This window comes from Streptomyces sp. 11x1 (assembly GCF_032598905.1).
Lineage (GTDB): Bacteria > Actinomycetota > Actinomycetes > Streptomycetales > Streptomycetaceae > Streptomyces.
The window spans coordinates 117,787-134,557 of sequence record NZ_CP122458.1; the positions used below are offsets into that span (position 1 = coordinate 117,787).

At 70.6% G+C, this 16,771-nt stretch carries 13 protein-coding genes and 3 pseudogenes; 7 read left to right on the forward strand and 9 right to left on the reverse strand.

The features are described from left to right. Positions 1 to 18: 18 nt before the first annotated feature. Together P8T65_RS00595 and P8T65_RS00600 are read left to right on the forward strand one after the other, a co-directional pair. Positions 19 to 2,589, forward strand: coding sequence for a DnaB-like helicase C-terminal domain-containing protein (locus P8T65_RS00595; RefSeq protein WP_316723448.1), 2,571 nt, complete (start codon positions 19 to 21; stop codon positions 2,587 to 2,589). Next, positions 2,589 to 3,161: a hypothetical protein gene (locus tag P8T65_RS00600; RefSeq protein WP_316723449.1), complete on the forward strand. Its 573-nt coding sequence runs from the start codon at positions 2,589 to 2,591 to the stop codon at positions 3,159 to 3,161. Before P8T65_RS00595 ends, P8T65_RS00600 begins: the two co-directional genes overlap by 1 nt. Positions 3,162 to 3,320: 159 nt before the next feature. Here P8T65_RS00600 and P8T65_RS00605 read toward each other — a convergent pair whose 3' ends face one another. Further along, on the reverse strand, positions 3,321 to 3,524 hold the full coding sequence (locus tag P8T65_RS00605; RefSeq protein WP_316723450.1) for a hypothetical protein: 204 nt from the start codon (positions 3,522 to 3,524) through the stop codon (positions 3,321 to 3,323). A gap of 6 nt (positions 3,525 to 3,530) precedes the next feature. Here P8T65_RS00605 and P8T65_RS00610 point away from each other — a divergent pair. From P8T65_RS00610 to P8T65_RS00625, 4 genes and pseudogenes are all read left to right on the forward strand, one after another. After that, positions 3,531 to 3,908: pseudogene (locus P8T65_RS00610) on the forward strand (DUF6233 domain-containing protein); the annotation flags it as partial. Between the two features lie 130 nt (positions 3,909 to 4,038). Then, positions 4,039 to 5,316 carry an IS701 family transposase gene (locus P8T65_RS00615; RefSeq protein ID WP_316723451.1) on the forward strand — a complete coding sequence of 426 codons (1,278 nt, stop codon included), beginning with the start codon at positions 4,039 to 4,041 and terminating at the stop codon, positions 5,314 to 5,316. A 127-nt stretch (positions 5,317 to 5,443) separates the two neighbouring features. Next, positions 5,444 to 5,932 (forward strand): annotated as a pseudogene (locus P8T65_RS00620) (ribonuclease catalytic domain-containing protein); the annotation flags it as partial. 70 nt (positions 5,933 to 6,002) lie between these two features. After that, entirely contained in the window at positions 6,003 to 7,139 is a 1,137-nt protein-coding gene (locus tag P8T65_RS00625) for a recombinase family protein (protein WP_316731443.1), read from the forward strand. A gap of 24 nt (positions 7,140 to 7,163) precedes the next feature. Here P8T65_RS00625 and P8T65_RS00630 read toward each other — a convergent pair. The 8 genes and pseudogenes from P8T65_RS00630 to P8T65_RS00665 form a co-directional block, all read right to left on the reverse strand. After that, positions 7,164 to 7,865, reverse strand: a pseudogene (locus P8T65_RS00630) (IS481 family transposase); the annotation flags it as partial. 203 nt (positions 7,866 to 8,068) lie between these two features. Beyond that, the gene (locus tag P8T65_RS00635; protein WP_316723452.1) at positions 8,069 to 8,899 is read right to left on the reverse strand and encodes an alpha/beta fold hydrolase; all 831 of its coding nucleotides are present in this window, start codon (positions 8,897 to 8,899) and stop codon (positions 8,069 to 8,071) included. Further along, positions 8,896 to 9,684 carry an alpha/beta fold hydrolase gene (locus P8T65_RS00640; protein WP_316723453.1) on the reverse strand — a complete coding sequence of 263 codons (789 nt, stop codon included), beginning with the start codon at positions 9,682 to 9,684 and terminating at the stop codon, positions 8,896 to 8,898. The genes P8T65_RS00635 and P8T65_RS00640 overlap by 4 nt, the downstream gene beginning before the upstream one ends. Next, the gene (locus P8T65_RS00645) at positions 9,681 to 10,340 is read right to left on the reverse strand and encodes a 4'-phosphopantetheinyl transferase superfamily protein (protein WP_316723454.1); all 660 of its coding nucleotides are present in this window, start codon (positions 10,338 to 10,340) and stop codon (positions 9,681 to 9,683) included. Before P8T65_RS00645 ends, P8T65_RS00640 begins: the two co-directional genes overlap by 4 nt. After that, positions 10,337 to 11,890 carry an amino acid adenylation domain-containing protein gene (locus P8T65_RS00650; protein ID WP_316723455.1) on the reverse strand — a complete coding sequence of 518 codons (1,554 nt, stop codon included), beginning with the start codon at positions 11,888 to 11,890 and terminating at the stop codon, positions 10,337 to 10,339. The genes P8T65_RS00645 and P8T65_RS00650 overlap by 4 nt, the downstream gene beginning before the upstream one ends. Beyond that, entirely contained in the window at positions 11,887 to 15,045 is a 3,159-nt protein-coding gene (locus P8T65_RS00655) for an amino acid adenylation domain-containing protein (protein WP_316723456.1), read from the reverse strand. Before P8T65_RS00655 ends, P8T65_RS00650 begins: the two co-directional genes overlap by 4 nt. A gap of 11 nt (positions 15,046 to 15,056) precedes the next feature. Further along, complete coding sequence (locus tag P8T65_RS00660) at positions 15,057 to 15,323, reverse strand: phosphopantetheine-binding protein (RefSeq protein ID WP_316723457.1); 267 nt, start codon at positions 15,321 to 15,323, stop codon at positions 15,057 to 15,059. A gap of 70 nt (positions 15,324 to 15,393) precedes the next feature. Next, positions 15,394 to 16,308: a LysR family transcriptional regulator gene (locus P8T65_RS00665; protein ID WP_316723458.1), complete on the reverse strand. Its 915-nt coding sequence runs from the start codon at positions 16,306 to 16,308 to the stop codon at positions 15,394 to 15,396. Between the two features lie 220 nt (positions 16,309 to 16,528). Here P8T65_RS00665 and P8T65_RS00670 point away from each other — a divergent pair, with 220 nt between their 5' ends. Beyond that, positions 16,529 to 16,732, forward strand: coding sequence for a hypothetical protein (locus P8T65_RS00670; protein ID WP_316723459.1), 204 nt, complete (start codon positions 16,529 to 16,531; stop codon positions 16,730 to 16,732). Positions 16,733 to 16,771: the final 39 nt, after the last annotated feature.

The following is a 16,771-nucleotide window of genomic DNA, read 5'->3' on the forward strand; positions in this document are numbered from 1 at the left end:
TTGAGTGGAGGAGGGTGAGTGAGTCAGTCACCGCAGGAAGAAAGCGCTGTCAGCGCGTCCGCAGCACGGACCCACCTGTACTCGCTGGTGAAGCTCGTCGAAGAGGAGGGGCGCACCACGATGATCACCAAGCACAAAGTGCGCGCTCTGCTCGCGCCGCTGGACCGGTTCCCCGCAGCCCGGAAGGCCGATGCCTTCCCGGCCCACGTGCTGAGTACGGCACAAAAGGACTTCGGTGACCTCGTCACGCTGGCAGCGAAGGGCCAACCACAAGTCCTCCTTCGCAACACCACGCCGGTCGCGGTACTGCTCCCCGCCGACCCTGCCTCAAGTGCCCTCTCGTCCGACACGGCCGCGTACCCCGGCGCGGCGACCGCAGGAGGTGCGGTGAACAGCCAAGGCAACCAGGACCGCAGCAGCGCGCCGCGCAGGCTCGCCACGCTGGGCGACGCCATCGGTTCCGTACTCACCGACGGCCCGGTCGGCCAAGCCCTGTTCGGGCTGCCCGGCCTGGACGCCGCGACGGGCGGTCTGCAGCCGGGCCGGCTGACGCTCGTGGCGGCCGCCCCGAACGTCGGCGGGAGCCTGCTGGGTCTTGCCGCCGCACGGCAGACCGCGCTCGTCGACCGCCACACGGTCCTGTATGCGGCGTCGGGACCGAATCGGGACGACATTTTCCGCCGGATCATCTCCGCCGAGACCGGCGGCGACTACCCGCGCCTGAAGCAGGGGCGTCTCACCGAGCAGGAGCAGCAGGTCGCCCGGCAGCTGGTCCAGGCGGGCGACCTGCTGATGATCGATGACGGCACCAACTTGAGGGCCGAGGACATCGCGGAAACCGCGCCGCACATGGAGGGCCTGGCCCTCGTGGTCGTGGACCGCCTCCAGGCCGCCCACAGCGCCCGCCTCCCGCTGTCCGGAGAGCGTCTCCCCGATGCCTCCCAGGTCCTGGCCGGCCTCGCACGCGCCCTTCACGTACCGGTCCTCGCCGTCGTGGACAGCGACGACCCCACGCTCCTGGCACTCCTGGACGCCGACGTCGTCGTGACGCTCACTGCGACCGCCGACCTGGGCAAGGTCCAAGTGACGGTCACCGAACGCGACTTCGGCGCGATCGGCTCGGCATACCTGCAGCCCGACCTGCTCCACGCCCGCTTCCTCGACGTAGGAATCGGACCCATCGACCGCGCCCACAGCCCGGCGGGCCCAGGGCTCTCGCCTGCCACTGGCGGAACGGGAACCGCGGCGCTGGAACTGGCCGAAGCCGCCCTTGCCTACACGTCCGGCGGACACCAGGGGATCCCCGCCGCCCTCACCCACGAGCTGGCGGCATGGCGGACCGCAGTCGCAGGCGGCGACCAGGACGCCCTGAAGGAGATCCTGCCGTCGCTGCTCCAGGCCGCCGCAGCGGTATCGGAGATGCCGGACACTCACGAAGGGCACCGCCTCGCCGCCGCACTGCGGCCCTTCAGCACGCCCATGTCCGCCGACACTGCCGGAAGCGCCGGTCAGGCCGCTGCTGCCGGTGCCCCTGTGCACGCCCCGGCAGGCAGCGGCCAGGGGCAGGATGACGTAGCGGAAGACGAGGAAGACGGCGAGGACGGTCTGACGCCGGGGGATGAGGAGGACGAGCCCGAGGGTCACGTCTTCCCTGCTCTGAAGATCCTCAAGGACTCGGTTGGCCGCTCGAAGATGCACCCGATCCCCGTCATCCGCACCGAGGCGCGCGACAGCGCCCCGTGGACTCTGATCAGCGAGCACATGGACGGTGAGCCCCGCTGGGTCCACCCCGACGTCACCGCCACCCGTGTTCCCCACATCCGGGCGAACGGCAAGCGGGTACGCCGCGATCAGCTCGACGTGCCCGACTCCTTCGGAGAGGGCGTGCTGTGCCTGATCGACCGCAACGGGTCCTTCCCCTCCGCCTGTTCGGCCGTTCCCCTCGCTCCGAACAAGCTTCTGCACACCGGCCCGCTCGACGCGTACGACAAGGCCGGGGCCGGCATCTACCTCATCGACATCCCGCAGTGGACCCGCACCGACATGCCGCACCCCCTGGGGCGGATCATCGACCGACCCGACGAGAACGGCCACGTGTGGGTCACCACCCCCCACATCAAGCAACTGGAGAAGCTCGTCCGGGCAGGCCACCTCGCCGGCATGCCGGCCATCCACGACTCCTGGACCGGCAAGGCCAACGAGTCCCTGTTCAAGCCCTTCTACGAGGCCACCCGCAAGGCACGCACCGAACTCGTCCAGGCCGGCGGCGAACCCTACAAGGCGTACAAGACCCGGCTGTCCATCGCGCTGCGTCTGCTGTGGCCCAAGCGTCCCGCTCAGCGGTCCCCGTTCTGGCGGCCGGACTGGCGTATGAGCATGGTCGCCGAGGCCTCCGTCCGGCACTGGACGGTCGCGTTCAAGGCCGTCCAGGAAGGCCACACCCTTGTCGCGCTGCGCAACGTCGACCAGGCCATCTTCTGGACCCCGCCCGGCACGCCGCCGTCCACGTACCGGATCGGGACCGGCTTCGGCGAAGTGAAGCGCAAGTTCGTCCAGTCTGGCGAGACCATCCTCGAAGGTGACGACTGATGGCCGGCCCCACTGGCCACGGAGGATCCCTGGGTGCCGCCCTCAACGACCTCCTGCGCTCCCAGGTCACTCCCCGCCACCGGCTGTCGTCGTACAGCGCCAAGCACTGGCACGCCCAGCTCAGTCAGCTCACCGCGACCCACCGCGGGCAGCAGGCCCTGGCGGACGCCGGTCTCCACGTCACGACCAAGACCCTCGTCAACTGGTTGTCCGACGCCGAGTACAACGTCCGCCGCAGCTACCTGGACATCATCCACACCGCGTACGAGAACGTCGCCGTCGTCCCAGCCGACCCGATCCCCCGTCACATCAAGCGGGGCCAGTACGAAATCAGCGGCGTCGTCAAAACCGGGGACGACGAACGCACCCGCGGCACCGTGGACGCCGCGCCCCTGCGGATCGACGGCAGCAGGGGCAACTGGGACGAGATCGAGGAGCTCTGGCTCGCCGGCGAACTCACCGACGACGAGTTCGAGGACCACTTCATCGACGACGTCATCGTTGAGGACATCGGCGAAGGCACCGACGGCTGGGAGTTTCCCGGCGCCTCGTATGCCGTCGAAGTCAGGTAACACCACGCGGTGAGTTCATGAGAAGCCGCGCCAAAACCCATCCTGGACCCCCTTGGCGAGTACGCGTCTGCCGCCGCCGAAGTCGCCGTGCACCCGGCGCCTCCTGACTCCCGCAAACGGACCCGCGCCGGGAGCGCGACTCGGCGTTCGGGAGGCGGGTCACCACTCGTCCGTGTCGTCGCCCGCCTCGAGGTCGAGCAGGCCGAGCGTGCGAGAATCGGCTTGCTCGGCCGCTCGCAGCAGCCAGTCGAAGGTGCGTACCTCGATCCTGCTGTCGGTGAACAGGCGGCGGCGCACCTGTGCGGAGTCCTCGGTGTCGTCCTCACGCCGGAATAGCGCACCCTCGGAATACAGCCTCTCCACCAGTTGGAGGGCGGCGTGGAGCCAGCCGAGTATCGCGTGTGGGTGCGCGCACCCGAGCACGTACGCCCCGTTGACGGCGTCTCGTACGACGCCGTGCCCACCGAGCCCCTGGAGCAGCCCTCACCGGTGCGTGAGGCCCTGGGACCGCGCCGACCCTCCGGGTGGGTCCTGCAGAAGCTGAGCGGCGGCCACGGGCCCGGCCAGGCTGTCCTGCACGCCCGGGACTGTGACGAGGCGCCAGAAGGCGCGCCGGTGCTGGAGCTGGAGCGCGCCCTGGACGCTGCCGAGAAGGCTGGCGTCCGGCTGTGTGCGCTGTGCGGCGCGGCGCAGGAGTTGGAGCCGCTGCTGCACGGCTTCGACCGAGGCTTCGACCCAGAGGGCTGACCATGCCACTCGAGCGCGCCCACGCACGAAGTCTCACAGGCGCATTTCACCGCGATCGCGTTCCCATCAGCGTCCTAGTAGGGCTCCGTTACGTCTGTCTGTCGGTCCTGTTTGGGGGAACGCTGAAGGTGTGGACGCACATGAAGTGAACCGGGCTCGGGCGACGTTGGCGTTGTTCGTGGCTGACGTGTTCGCGTCGGTGCCGCGTAAGGATCAGCGGGCGAAGGGCGACTGCTACCTGCGGGGACTGATGCTGGACGGACGGCGGAAGTCGATCCAGCCGATGGCGGAACGGCTGCCGGACGGCAACGAGCAGAACCTGCAGCAGTTCGTGAACCAGTCGACGTGGGATCCGGTGCCGGTGCGGCGGCGGATCGCCCAGCGGATGGTGCCGAGAATCGGCCCGGAGGCGTGGGCGGTCGATGACGTGTCGTTCCCCAAGGACGGGAAGATGTCGGTGGCGGTCGCGCGCCAGTACTGCGGGGCGCTGGGCAAGCGGGCCAACTGCCAGGTCGCGGTGAGTGTGCACGCGGTCTCCGACACGGCGTCCTGTCCGCTGCAGTGGCGGATGTTCGTGCCCGAGGAGTGGGCGGACGATGCGGTGCGGCGGCAGAAGACCGGGATACCGCCGGAGGTCGGGCACCGGGAGAAGTGGCGTCTGGCCCTGGACATCCTCGACGAGCTGGCCGGGTGGGGGCTGGTTCCGCCGGTGCTGGTCGCCGACGCCGGCTACGGGCAGAACGCCGACTTCCGCGACGGTCTGAGCGAGCGGGGCATCGGCTATGTCGTGGCGGTCCGTTCGGACGTGACGGTCCACCCGCACGACGTGCGGCCCACCGCCCCGGCGTGGTCCGGGAACGGTCGCAGGCCGCAGCCCCGCTACCGGGACAAGCCGTCCTCGGTGGCAGCGCTGGCTCAGGAGCACGGACGGCAGGCGTTCACCGAGGTGACCTGGCGTGAAGGCTCCCGCGGGCCGATGCACTCACGCTTTCTGGCGCTGCGGGTGCGGCCGGCCGGGGTGAGGGCCCGCCGTCTGGCCCAAGCCGCCGCCACTGCCGAGCACGGCCACTGGGACGGTGTCCTGCCCGAGGTGACGCTGCTGGTCGAATGGCCCGCCGGCGCCGAAGCACCCACCGACTACTGGCTGTCCAACCTGCCCGCCGACACACCGATCACCGAACTGGTCCGCCTGTCCAAGATCCGCTGGCGCATCGAGCACGATTACCGGGAACTCAAGCACGGCCTCGGCCTGGACCACTTCGAGGGCCGCTCCTGGAACGGCTGGCACCACCACGTCACCCTGGTCACCGCCGCCCACGCCTTCCTCACCGAACAGCGCCTGTCCCCAAAAGCCGATACAGCGGACTCACCCTCTACCAGATCCTCGACGCCATCCAGGACCTGCTGAACTGCTGGACCGGCACCTGCACCACCTGCCACCGCCCCCTGCCCAGAACATCCACCACCAGCCAGAACCCAAGAGCCAGAGCAACCTAACGGAGCCCTACTAGGCTCGGGGCATGAAACGCCGCCGGATGCACCTGTCGGCCGAGGCCCAGGCCGCTCTGCGCACCGCGCTGGAGGAACTCCGCGTGGAGCTGAAGGTCCCCCTGAGCTTCCCCAAGCGCGTACTCAAAGCGGCCGACAAGGCTGCGGGTGAGGCGCGCTTGCCCGACAAGGACGCCACCCACCTGCCGTTCTTCACGATCGATCCGCCGACCTCGAAGGACCTCGACCAGGCCATGCACCTGGAACGGCGGCCCGGCGGCGGCTACCGCGTGTACTACGCCATCGCGGACGTGGCAACCTTTGTCAGGGCGGGCAGCCCTCTGGACATCGAGGCGCACGACAGGATCGAAACGCTGTACTTCCCCGATCTCAAGGTGCCCCTGTACCCGCCCGTCCTGTCCGAGGGCGCGGCCAGCCTGCTGCCGAACAAGGACCGCCCCGCCCTGTTGTGGCAGCACGACCTCGACGCCCACGGCAATCTGACCGACTCGTCCGTGAGCCGGGCCATGATCCGAAGTCGGGCCCGGCTCGACTACGCCGGCGCCCAGCAGGCCATCGAGAACGGCACGGCGGAGGACGGCGGTCATGGCGGCGGCCGCCACCCTGGAGCCCGCAGACGTCGCCACCCTCACCAAGGACAGGGACATCCCCATCCCGACAGGGCTACTGGTACTGCCGGAGCCGGTCGTGGTGGAGAACAGGGGCGGCTCCCTCTCCGACATCCGCGCGTTCGGCTGGCAGTTCGTCACCCAGGACCAAGTCCTGCCCGACGCCCAGTACCCGGGGATCCAGCTCACGTGCTTCATGGACCGGGACGGCCCCATACAGCCGGAGTCCTGGCGCCTTGCCATCTCCCAGGCGCGCGCTAACGGGTCACCGCTTCCCCCACTCGTTCCTGACGGAATCTACGGACTGCGGGCGGACGGAGAGTTGCACCTGCTCAAGGCCCGTCTGCGGGGCGGATCACTGTCCAAGGCGAGACGCGGCGAGCTCATCCAGCCGCTGCCCGTCGGCCTGGTCTATGACCACGCCGACCGCGTGATCCTCGACCCGGACGCCCAGGTGCAGCAGGCCATCCGGCATCTGCTGACCACGTTCGCCGCCACCGGCTCCGCCTACGCCGTCGTCAAGGCGTTCGCCGGCGCGGGCCTGAAGTTTCCCCGTCGGATCCGCACCGGCCCCAACAAGGGCGAGCTGACCTGGGGCATCCTGCAGCACCACCGAGTCCTGCAGGTTCTGCACAACCCGCGCTATGCCGGAGCGTTCTTCGACGGACGGCGCCGCGAACGCCGCGGCCCCGGCGGCAAGACCACCAGCCACGTGCTGCCCCGCGAGGAGTGGACCGTGCTGATCACCGACGCCCACCCCGGATACCTCACCTGGAGCGAGTTCGCGGCCAATCAGACCCGGCTCACCGAACTCGCCGCCGCCCGCGGCAGCGACCGCAAAGCCTCCCCGCCCCGCGAGGGCGCCGCGCTGCTGCAGGGTGTGGTGTCGGTACGGACTTTCCGTGTACGCCGACATGTGGTCTCCTGCGGCAAGTGCGGCCGCCGGATGACCGTGCGCTACCGGCACCAAAAGCCGGTCTACCTCACCGGCGTCCTCGCCAACGACAAGGGCGAGTACGTCTTCCACCTGCCCGGACCCGGGTTCGTCCGCCCCGTCATCGGCCGACCTCGGCGAAGCGTCCTGGACCCCGAATACTCCGAAACGACCCGATGAGGTGCAGTGTGATGACAGAGGTTTGGTCTGGGGCCGGTAGGGCCGGGTTCGCTTGTGGGTGATCCCGGCTGTTGCCATGAGGTCGCGCCAGTCGCGTGAGCGGTAGCAGGATCCGTTGTCGGTCAGCACCCGCTCGACCGTGATCCCGCACTCGGTGAAGAAGGCGTGGGCCCGCTGCCAGAAGCCGGTGGCGGTCTCTTTCTTCTCGTCGGTGAGGATCTCGCTGTAGGCCAGGCGGGAGTGGTCGTCGACGGCGGTGTGCAGGTAGCTGTAGCCGGCGCCGGACCGGGTCCTGCGGCCCGCTGCCCGGCCGAGGACCTTGTGGCCGCCGCCGTCGGGGATGTTGCCGAGCTTCTTGATGTCGACATGCACCAGCTCGCCCGGACGTTCTCGTTCGTAGCGGCGTATGACGCGGCCCGTTGCCCGGTCCAGGTGCGTGAGCCGGGCCAGGCCGTAGCGGTTCAGGACACGGTGCACGGTCGAGGGCACCAGGTGCAGCAGGTGGGCGATGCGGGCCGGTCCCCAGCGGCGCAGCAGGCGGACCTTGATGATCCGGCGCTCGGTGCGGGTCGGGGTGCGGCGCGGGCTGGCGTGCGGGCGGGAGGACCGGTCGCTCATGCCGGCCTCGCCGAGCTGCCGGTAGCGGTCGGCCCAGCGCTGGGCCGTGGTCGGTGAGACCTGGAAGCGTTCCGCGGCGCGCCTGAGGGGCCAGTGGTCCTCGACCACTCAGCGGGCCAGGCGCAGCCGTCCGGTCTCGGTCAGGGGTGCATTACGGTGGGGCACGAGGGCCTTTCGGTCAGGTGTAGACGTCGCAATCCACACCGAACCGGAAGGCCCTCACCTGTTCAAGATCCCTCAACCGAGACCTGGCTCACCCGTCACAACCTCCCGGGACAGAACAGCTAGTCCAGGACCGGAGCCGAGCGGGATCAGCACTGCAGGCTGGACGGTCCGGCTGGGCTGGGCTCTGCGCCGAGGGGCACGATCAGGTCGCGCAGGGCGCTTAGCACTAGCTCCTCGTGCTCACGCAGATAGAAGTGTCCGCCAGGGAACATCCGCACCGTGAACGATTCGGTGGTGTGATCCTGCCAGGACGACAGCGAACGGCGGGACAGCCGATCGCCGGTACCACCGAACACCGTCAGTGGCACCGGCATAGGTACCCCGGGCTGGTGCCCATGCCCGGCGATCAGCCGCAGGTCGGCCCGGAGCGGCCGGGCGACCAGGGAATGCAGCAGCCGGGACTCCACGACTTCCGCAGGAATGCCGCCATGCCGGTCGGCCACCGCGCGCAGCAGTTCGCCGTCGGACAGACCACCCGGGTCGCACCAGGGGACGGCCAAGTGGGGCGCCGGATAGGCAGACACCACGAGGTCCCGAGGCAGACGCCGGCCGGTGTCCCGCAGCGCCCGGCTTGTCTCGTAGGCCACCAGGGCGCCGAAACTGTGGCCGAAGAAGGCGAAGGGCGCCTCGGTTCGGATGCCGTCGAGGATGCCGGCGACGAGGTCCGCCATGTCAGCGGCATCCGGTTCGCCGTAGCGAGGGCCGCGGCCCGGCAGCTGCACGACCTGGACCTCGGTGCCGGGCAGCAGCTCGGCCCACCGCAGGTATTCGACCGGATTGCCGCCGGCGTGTGGGAAGCAGTACAGCCGCGGGGCACCGGGGCGGGGTGGGCCGGACAGCAGCCATCGGCCGACCGGGTCGGCGGTCCGGTCGCCGACCCGCTCACGCCTGCCGCGTAGGCCGGTCGCCTCGGTCACCACTGCTCCCGATTCTTCTCCGAAGCAGGCGAGGATGGTGCGGCCAGGATTTGCTCCTCCAGCCGGGCGAGCAGATCCGGGGCCTGCTCCTGGAGGTAGAAGTGGCCGCCGGGGAATGCCAGCTCCTCGGTGGGGCGGGTCGTGTACCGGGCCCACTCGCTTGCCCGGACGGCGGCGTCCTCGTCGTCGACGCCGTAGCAGACGGTGAGCGGCACCTCGAGCGGTTCCCCGGCGGTTGGGCGGTAGGTCTCGATGAGCCGGTAGTCGGCCCGCAGGGCGGGCAGGAACAGCTCTCGCAGCTCCGGCTCGGCGAAAAGTGCGCTGTCGGCGGCGCCCATGTCGAGTACGTCGGCGATGATCGCGTCGTCGCCCCGGAGGTGGACCGTGCCGCCTTGGACGCGGTGCGGCGGGGGGAACCCGCTGACGATGAGGCCGGCGGGGCGGACCCCGTGGACGTCGATCAGAAGGCGGGTCGTCTCGTATGCGACGGCGGCGCCCATGCTGTGCCCGAAGAGCCACAGTGGCCGGTCCGCGAGGACGGCGAGTGCGTAGGCCACACAGCGGGCCATGACCGTCATGTCGGTGACGACGGGGTCTGCGAACCGGTCGTGGCGGCCGGGGTAGCAGACCGCGAGGGCTTCGATGCGGGGGCCGAGCTCCTCGGGCCAGTCCCGGAAGAAGGAGGGCGCGCCTCCGGCGTGCGGCAGGCACACGAGTGTGGCAAGCGGCGCGGCCTCCTGGCCGCCGTCCACCTTCAAGGGCTGTAGCCAGCGTTGCTGGTTCACTGTGGTGTTCCTCTCTCGACGACGCTGCTGAAGGCGCAGCTCAGAGGTATCGACGACTGCTGACGCAGGCTCACCCACCGGTACTCGCCCCAGCTGCCGCTGTTCGCTCCAGGCGGGACGTCAAGGGTGAGGGCGGGGCCCGCCAGCCCCGTGCCAAGGGCTTTTCCGCACGCCTCCTTGACGGTCCACATCCAGGCGAATTCGCGGGCCCTCGCCTCCGAGGGCAGTGCGGCGAGCGCGTGCCGCCGGGCGGGCGCGCACCAGCGGAGAACCGGGTCCGAGAGGTCCGCCGGCGGTGGCTGGACATCCACACCGACGGTCCGGTCCAAGGCCACGCAGGCGGCGTAGACGCCATCCGCGTGGCTGAGGCTGATGCCCAGCCGCGCCTGGCCGACGAGCACAGGGCGGCCGGAGCGCGCGTAGCCGATGCCGACGTCGGCAACCGCCGGGAAGTGACTGCCGAGCAGCGTCCGCAACAGGCCGCGGGCGCGCAGGCGTTCCGTGTGGCACCGGTGGGCCGGCCGACGGACATCCGTGCGGTCGGCCCCGGTCGCGTACCGGGCCAGGAGGGTGTCCCAGGGTGCGCCGGCCGTGGCCACCCATACGCCGGGCCCCGCCTCGATCTGGCGCGGGGCTCCGGCGGGTGGCGGTGTCACGCGGTGCTGCCCGCCTCGGCCAGTACTCTCGCCCGGTCCACCTTGCCGGTGACGCCCAGCGGGAGGTCGGCGTGGAACCTGAACTCCGAGGGCACCATGTAGTCGGGCAGGGAGCGGGCGAGGGCGCCGCGCAGGGCGGCGCGGAACGCGGCGGGCGCTTCCCGGTCGGCGAGGTCCACGGGAACCACGTCGGCGACCAGCCGGTCTCCGCCGTCCGGCCGCTGTTCGACCCCGACGACGGCGTTGCGCACCCCGTCGGTGCCGCGGAGCGCGGCCTCGATCTCCTCGAGCTCGATGCGGAAGCCGCGGATCTTGACCTGTCGGTCGGCTCGGCCGAGGAACAGCAGCTCCTGGCCCTGCACGGCGACGAGGTCGCCGGTGCGGTAGTGGATGCCGTCCCTTCCGGGGAGTTCGACGAAGCGCTGCGCGGTCAGATCGGGCCGCCCGAGGTACCCCTCGGCAACGCACGGTCCGCCCAGGTACAGCTCGCCGCTCTCGCCGTCGGCGACCTCCTCGCCGTCCGCGTTCAGGACGATACCGACGTGTCCGGGCAGGCAGTGCCCGATCGGCACCCTGTCGCCCTGCCAGCCCTGCCCGATCCAGTACAGGGTCGCGGTGACGACCGTCTCGGTGGGGCCGTAGGTGTTGCACACGGGCACCGAGCCGAGGGGCCCGTTGGCCCAGCGCCGGACGACCGCGGGGTTCACGGCCTCGCCGCCGAAGATGATCCCGTGCAGCGAGGCGAGGGAGGTCACGTCCTCGGCGGTCAGTTCCTCACCGAAGAAGGCCTCGAAGTAGGCGGTGGTGCAGGACACGTAGGTCACCCGGTGGGCGCGGACACGCTCGAACAGCTGCCGGCCGGTCCACAGGGCCGAGCCGCGCAGCAGCACCGTGCCGCCGCCGGCCACGGGGGCCCACATCTCCTCGACTGCGGCGTCGAAGCTGGGGGAGGCGAAGGACAGGAGGATGTCGTCGGCGGTGAGCCGGTAGGCGTCCAGGGTGCCGAGGAGGTGGACGGCGAGGGCGTGGTGTCCGACCGCCACGCCCTTGGGCCGGCCGGTGGACCCGGAGGTGTAGATGAGGTACGCGCGGTCGTCGGCGGTCGCCCGCTGCCGCCGCAGCCGCTCCACGCGGGCGGGGTCGGCTGCGGGCGCGTCGGCGAGGACCCGTTCCGTGGGAACTCCGGTGCCGGTCCTCACCTCGGCGGTAGCCAGTACGACCCGTGCGCCCGTGTCGTCGAGGACGTACCGGATGCGCTCCTCGGGCAGCCGGGGGTCGATCGGGACCCAGGCGGCTCCCACCAGCCAGGCGGCCAGGGCGGCGGTCATGAACTCGGCGTTGCCGGGGCCTACCAGGGCGACGGTGTCTCCTCGGGAGCAGCCGTTGGCCATGAGCCGGTCGGCGGTCTCGTGCGCGGCGTCCCAGAGACGGCGGTAGCTGATCCGGTCCTGGCCACAGAGGACTGCGGTCTTGTCGGGGTGGCGCTCGACGTGCGCCTCGATCAGGTCGAGGACCGTGGCGCCGGGGAGGGAGGGAGTGGTGGCGGTCATGTGGTCTCTCCGCGGTCGGTGGTGAGGTGGTCGGCCAGCGCACGGATGGTGGGGTTCTGGAAGAACTCGGCCACCGGGACGCGGGTGCCGGTCTGTTCGGTGACCGCGGTGAGCAACCGCAGGACGTCGAAGGAGTTGCCGCCGAGCAGGAAGAACGACTCCTCGGGGCCGCTCGGCTCGCTGCCTAGCAGCCGTGTCCAGACGTCCCGGATCGCGGCCTCCGCCGAGGTGGGCTCCCAGTCGCCGGCCTTTCCGGTGACGGCCTCCGTCAGCTCTCCGCCGGCGAAGCGGTCGAGCAGGGTCTTGCGGTCGACCTTGCCGTTGCCGGTCAGCGGCATGGCGTCGATGGTCAGGACGTGCCGCGGGACCATGTAGGTCGGCAGGTCCGCCCGGAGGGTGTCGCGCAGCGCTCGCGCGTCCACCGTCGCGCCCGGCGCCGGGAGCACGAAGAGGCACAGGGCCGCCTGTTCACCGGTTCCGTGGACCGCGGCGGCGGCGGCCTTGACCTGCGGCAGTTTCTCGGCCGTGGTCTCCAGCTCGCCGAGTTCGATGCGGTGTCCGCGCAGCTTGACCTGCGAGTCGCGGCGGCCGAGGAAGACCAGCGTGCCGTCCTCGGTGAGGATCGCGAGGTCGCCGGTGCGGTAGACGCGGCTCGTCCCGTCGGGGGCGGGCAGGAAGGCGGCCGCGGTGCGTTCGGGATCGTTGAGGTATCCCTCGGCCGGGCAGATTCCGCCGAAGTACAGCTCTCCGATTGCGCCAGGGGGTACCGGGCGGCCCTGCGGGTCCAGGAGGTGGGTGTCGACCCCCGGCAGGGTCCGGCCGATCGGGACGTGCGCGGGCAACTCGGTGTCGGTGCCGCCGGCCAGAACGTGCCAGGTCACAGCGTGCGTCTCGGTGGGGCCGTAGAGGTTGACGAGGGTGAGCCGGTCGTGGTGGTTCAGCAGGCGGCGCGACCGGCTGTCCAGATGGAGCTGTTCACCGGACACGCAGATGTGTCCCACGTGCTCCAGCGCGTGGCCGCCCTCGTGGACGGCGTCGGCGAAGGCACCGAGGACGGCGACCGGCAGGTAGACGTGCGTCAGTCGGTGTTCCTCGACGAGCGCGGCGACCTGGGAAAGGTCGCGGCGGTCGACGGCGCCCAGCCCGTACACCGTGCCGCCGACCGCCAAGGTGGGGAAGATTTCCTGGTAGGAGACGTCGAAGCCGAGCGGAGCGAACTGCAGGAAGCGGGTGTCCGGGCCCATCCGCAGCTCGTCGGTCTGCCAGTGCAGGAGGTTGACGAGGGCCGGCTGGCCCATCAGGACGCCCTTGGGCCGCCCGGTGGAGCCGGAGGTGAACATGACGTAAACGGGCGCGGTCCCGTCGGGGAGCGCCGGCCCCGCGCCGCCGCGGCCCCGCTCCCGCAGTTCGGCGACGGTGGTCCGCTCCGGCTCTCCGGGCACCACGGGGCGGGAGCCGATGATCAAGGAGCACTGCGAGTGGCTGATCATGTAGCTCAGCCGGTCCGCGGGGAGGGTGGTGTCCAGAGGCAGGTAGGCGGCGCCGCACCACAGGATGGCCAGCATGGCGACCACGGTGTCCGGGAGGGTCTCCGGCACCACGGCGACCACGTCGCCGCGGCGCACACCGCGGTCGTACAGCGCCGCAGCCGCGTGCTCGGTACGTTCCAGCAGCTCCGCGTAGGTGAGACCGGCCCCCTCCGGATCGGTGACGGCGAGCCGCTGGGGATGGCGGCGAGCCGTTTCCCGGACCAGGCCGACCAGGCCGCCCGGCGCGTCGGTGCGCGCTTCGTGGCCGCGCCGGAATCCGGTGACGGCGCGGGTGCCGAGCCCGGCGACGAGTTCCCGCAGCGCGATCCCCGGATCTGCGGCGGCACGGAGCAGTATCTGCCGGTACTCGTCGAGGAACCTCTCGGCGTAGGAGGCGGGCAGGAGGTCCTTGTCGTACTCGACCTCGATCAGCAGGCCGTCCTCGACGGGGGTGGCACCCAGCCAGAGGTCGAAGCGGGCAGCTCGCTGCGAGACGAACTCCAGTCTTCCGCTCAGTCCGCCGCCGAGGTTCACCCGGGTGCGCAGTTCGTCCTGCATGGCGAACATGCACTGGAAGAGCGGGTTGCGGTTGGTGGTGCGCTCCGGTGCGGCCTCGGCCACGAGCGCGTCGAAGGACACCGACTGGTAGCGCTTGGCCTCACGCACCACTTCGGTCACCGCTGCGCAGTGCGCGCCGAACGGGACGTCCTCAGCGGGCAGTACCAGCGGCAGGGTGTTGACGAAGAACCCGGCCAGGTCGTGTGACGCGATGGTGCGGCGGGCCGAGAACGGGCTGCCCACGACAACCCGCTCCTGGCCGGCGTACTCGCCCAGCAGGGCCGCGTAGCAGGCGAGCAGCACTGCGAACGGCGTGGTGGACAGCATGCGCGCGGTGCTCTCGACCAGCCGTCGTTCCTCGATGCCGAGCAGCAGGCTGAGATCGGCGCCGGCGAACCTGGTGTTCACCGGACGGGTCGGCGTCGGGTACAGCATGGTGGGCGGGACGCCGTCCAGTTGCGCGGCCAGCCGCTTGACCTCGTCGGCCGCCACGGCGGCGTCCGTGGCCCGCACCTGGGCAGCGAGTTCGGCGGCGAGCAGGCGCTCCCGCTCCGCGCGGTCCGCCGCGGTGGCCGCGGCGGCTCCGGGTGTGCCGTCGGCGAGACGGTACCCCTCGCACAGTTCGTCGAGCAGGGCGCTCATGGAGACCCCGTCGCTGACCGAGTGGTGGATGTTGCACAGCAAGGCACTGCGGCCAGGGGCGGTGAGCAGTTTGAAGCGGCACAGCGGTGCTGTACGCAGGTCCACCGCGAGCCGCGCGAAGGCGGTGCTCTCCTCCTCGAGCAGGCGCTCCCATTCCGCACCGGTGGACGTGGTGGCGGTCACGACGAGGGGCACGTCCGACGTCTCGGTGATCCGCGCCCGGGGTTCACCGCCATCGAATCCGAACTCGGTGCGCAATGTGGGCTGGAGGTCCAGCAGCCGGCGCAACGCGGCGCGCATCATGTCCGGGTCCGCTTCGCCGTCGAAGGTGATGCGGAAGCTGATGTTGTAGAGATCCTTGCGTTCCATGGCCTCCTGGATGAAGAGGAGACTGCGTTGCGACGCGGTGACGGGAATGGCGCTCATTCGCTGCTTCCTCAGTTCCAGGCGGCGACGAATGCCACGAGGTCCGCGACCGTGACGACATCGGCGAGTGCGTAAGGGTCGATCTCCTGGGACGGGTCGACGGCGAGGTCGCCCAGAATGCGCAGCAGCAGCAGGGAGTCGATGCCAAGCGCGGTGAGCTCCGTGTCGGGGGTCAACTGCTCGTCCCCGAGGCGCCGGGCGATCGCGGCGTGGACCCTCTCGCTGACGGCGGGCGGAGTGGAGGTGGCAGGGGACTGCTCCTCGGCGGAGACGGTCATGTGTGCGGACCTTCCTTGGTACGGGAGATGGATGGTGTGTCGAGGCGCCGGCCCGCGGGGCGGCGCATTCTCAGCCGGCCGCGAGCACGCGGTCGTCGATGTGTTCGGCGGCGACGTCCAGAGCGGCGGCCACCAGCGCGTCCAGCGCGCTGTTCGGGGTCTTGGTCCTGCGGCGGACGACCTGGGTCCACGTCTCGAAGGGCGGGGCCCAGTCGACCGCGGACAAGGTGCCCTCGGCGAGCTCCCGCTCTACCGAGACGAGAGGGATGAACGCGATGCCGATGCCCAGGGCGACGCTGCGCTTGGCCGCGTCGATGGAGTCCAGGTCGAAGACGCGGGGACGATCCGGGCCGGCCAGCCCGAGCGCCTGCTCGAACTGGAGCTGGTAGCCGGCCCGGGTGTCGGCCCGGATGATCGGCGTCGCCCGCAGCACGTCCTCGGAGACGGGACCACGGCCGGCGGCCGAGTGCCCGGGGCTGCTCACCAGCACCATGGGCTCGGGGCAGAGGATCAGGGTGTCCAGGCCCTCGTGCTCCTCGGGCGAGCCGACGACGAAGGCGCAGTCCAGCCGCCCTTCCCGGACGGCCGCGACGGCGTCCGGTCCGGCGCCCGCGTGGAGCGCGACCTGAACCTTGGGGTAGCGGCGGTAGAGGTACTCGACCATGGGCAGGAGCCGGTAGCTGGTCAGGCTCTCCACCGTCCCGACGTCCACGCGGCCGTGGGGCTGGCCGCCTGAGACGATGGCCTGCCGGGCACGGCCGGTGAGAGAGATGATCTCGCGTGCGTACGGCAGGAGTTGACGGCCGGCGGCAGTGGGTCTCACACCGCTCGGCAGACGCTCGAGGAGGGTGACGCCGAGTCCCTGTTCCAAGGACTTGACCCGGGTGGTGACCGTCGGTTGCGAAAGGTTCAACCGGGCCGCGGCCCTGGTGAAGCTACCGATGTCGACCACGGCCACGAAGGCGTCGAGTTGAGGAGTGTCCACAGTCCGAAATCCCCTCCGTCCGGAACAGGACTGCTGTGTCGACCTCCACCCTGCGCAGGCTCCCTATCGTTGCCCTACTGCTCCGGCACTGGCCTCGGCGGCGTCGTGAGGGGTGGAACGGTGCGGGAGCGATAGCGGATCAGTGGCGCGGCTTCCTACGTTCGTGAACAGCCAACCAGCCATGCGGCTCACCGTTCACACCTCACAAGGGGAGACTTCAGTGGGTACTCGTTTCACGGGCGTCACGACCGCCCTCCTGACCGCTACCGCAGCCGTCGTCACCATGTTCGGCATGCACGTGGTGGACGCAGGTCGCGAGCAGGTCCGGGTGACGGCCGGCAACACCCCGTGGCCCTCGGCCGCAGCCCACCAGAACGCGGCCGACAACACGCCGTGGCCCTCTCCCTCCGTCAGGGCGGCGTAGCTCACGGACTTCTCGTGGCCGGGCGGCGTGGATCGCGGG

Coding starts and splice junctions, on each gene's coding strand:
- P8T65_RS00600 (WP_316723449.1), top strand. CDS start 2,589: ATGGCCGGCCCCACTGGCCACGGAGGATCCCTGGGTGCCGCCCTCAAC.
- P8T65_RS00625 (WP_316731443.1), top strand. CDS start 6,003: ATGGCGGCGGCCGCCACCCTGGAGCCCGCAGACGTCGCCACCCTCACC.
- P8T65_RS00650 (WP_316723455.1), bottom strand. CDS start 11,890: ATGACCGCCACCACTCCCTCCCTCCCCGGCGCCACGGTCCTCGACCTG.
- P8T65_RS00655 (WP_316723456.1), bottom strand. CDS start 15,045: ATGAGCGCCATTCCCGTCACCGCGTCGCAACGCAGTCTCCTCTTCATC.
- P8T65_RS00660 (WP_316723457.1), bottom strand. CDS start 15,323: ATGACCGTCTCCGCCGAGGAGCAGTCCCCTGCCACCTCCACTCCGCCC.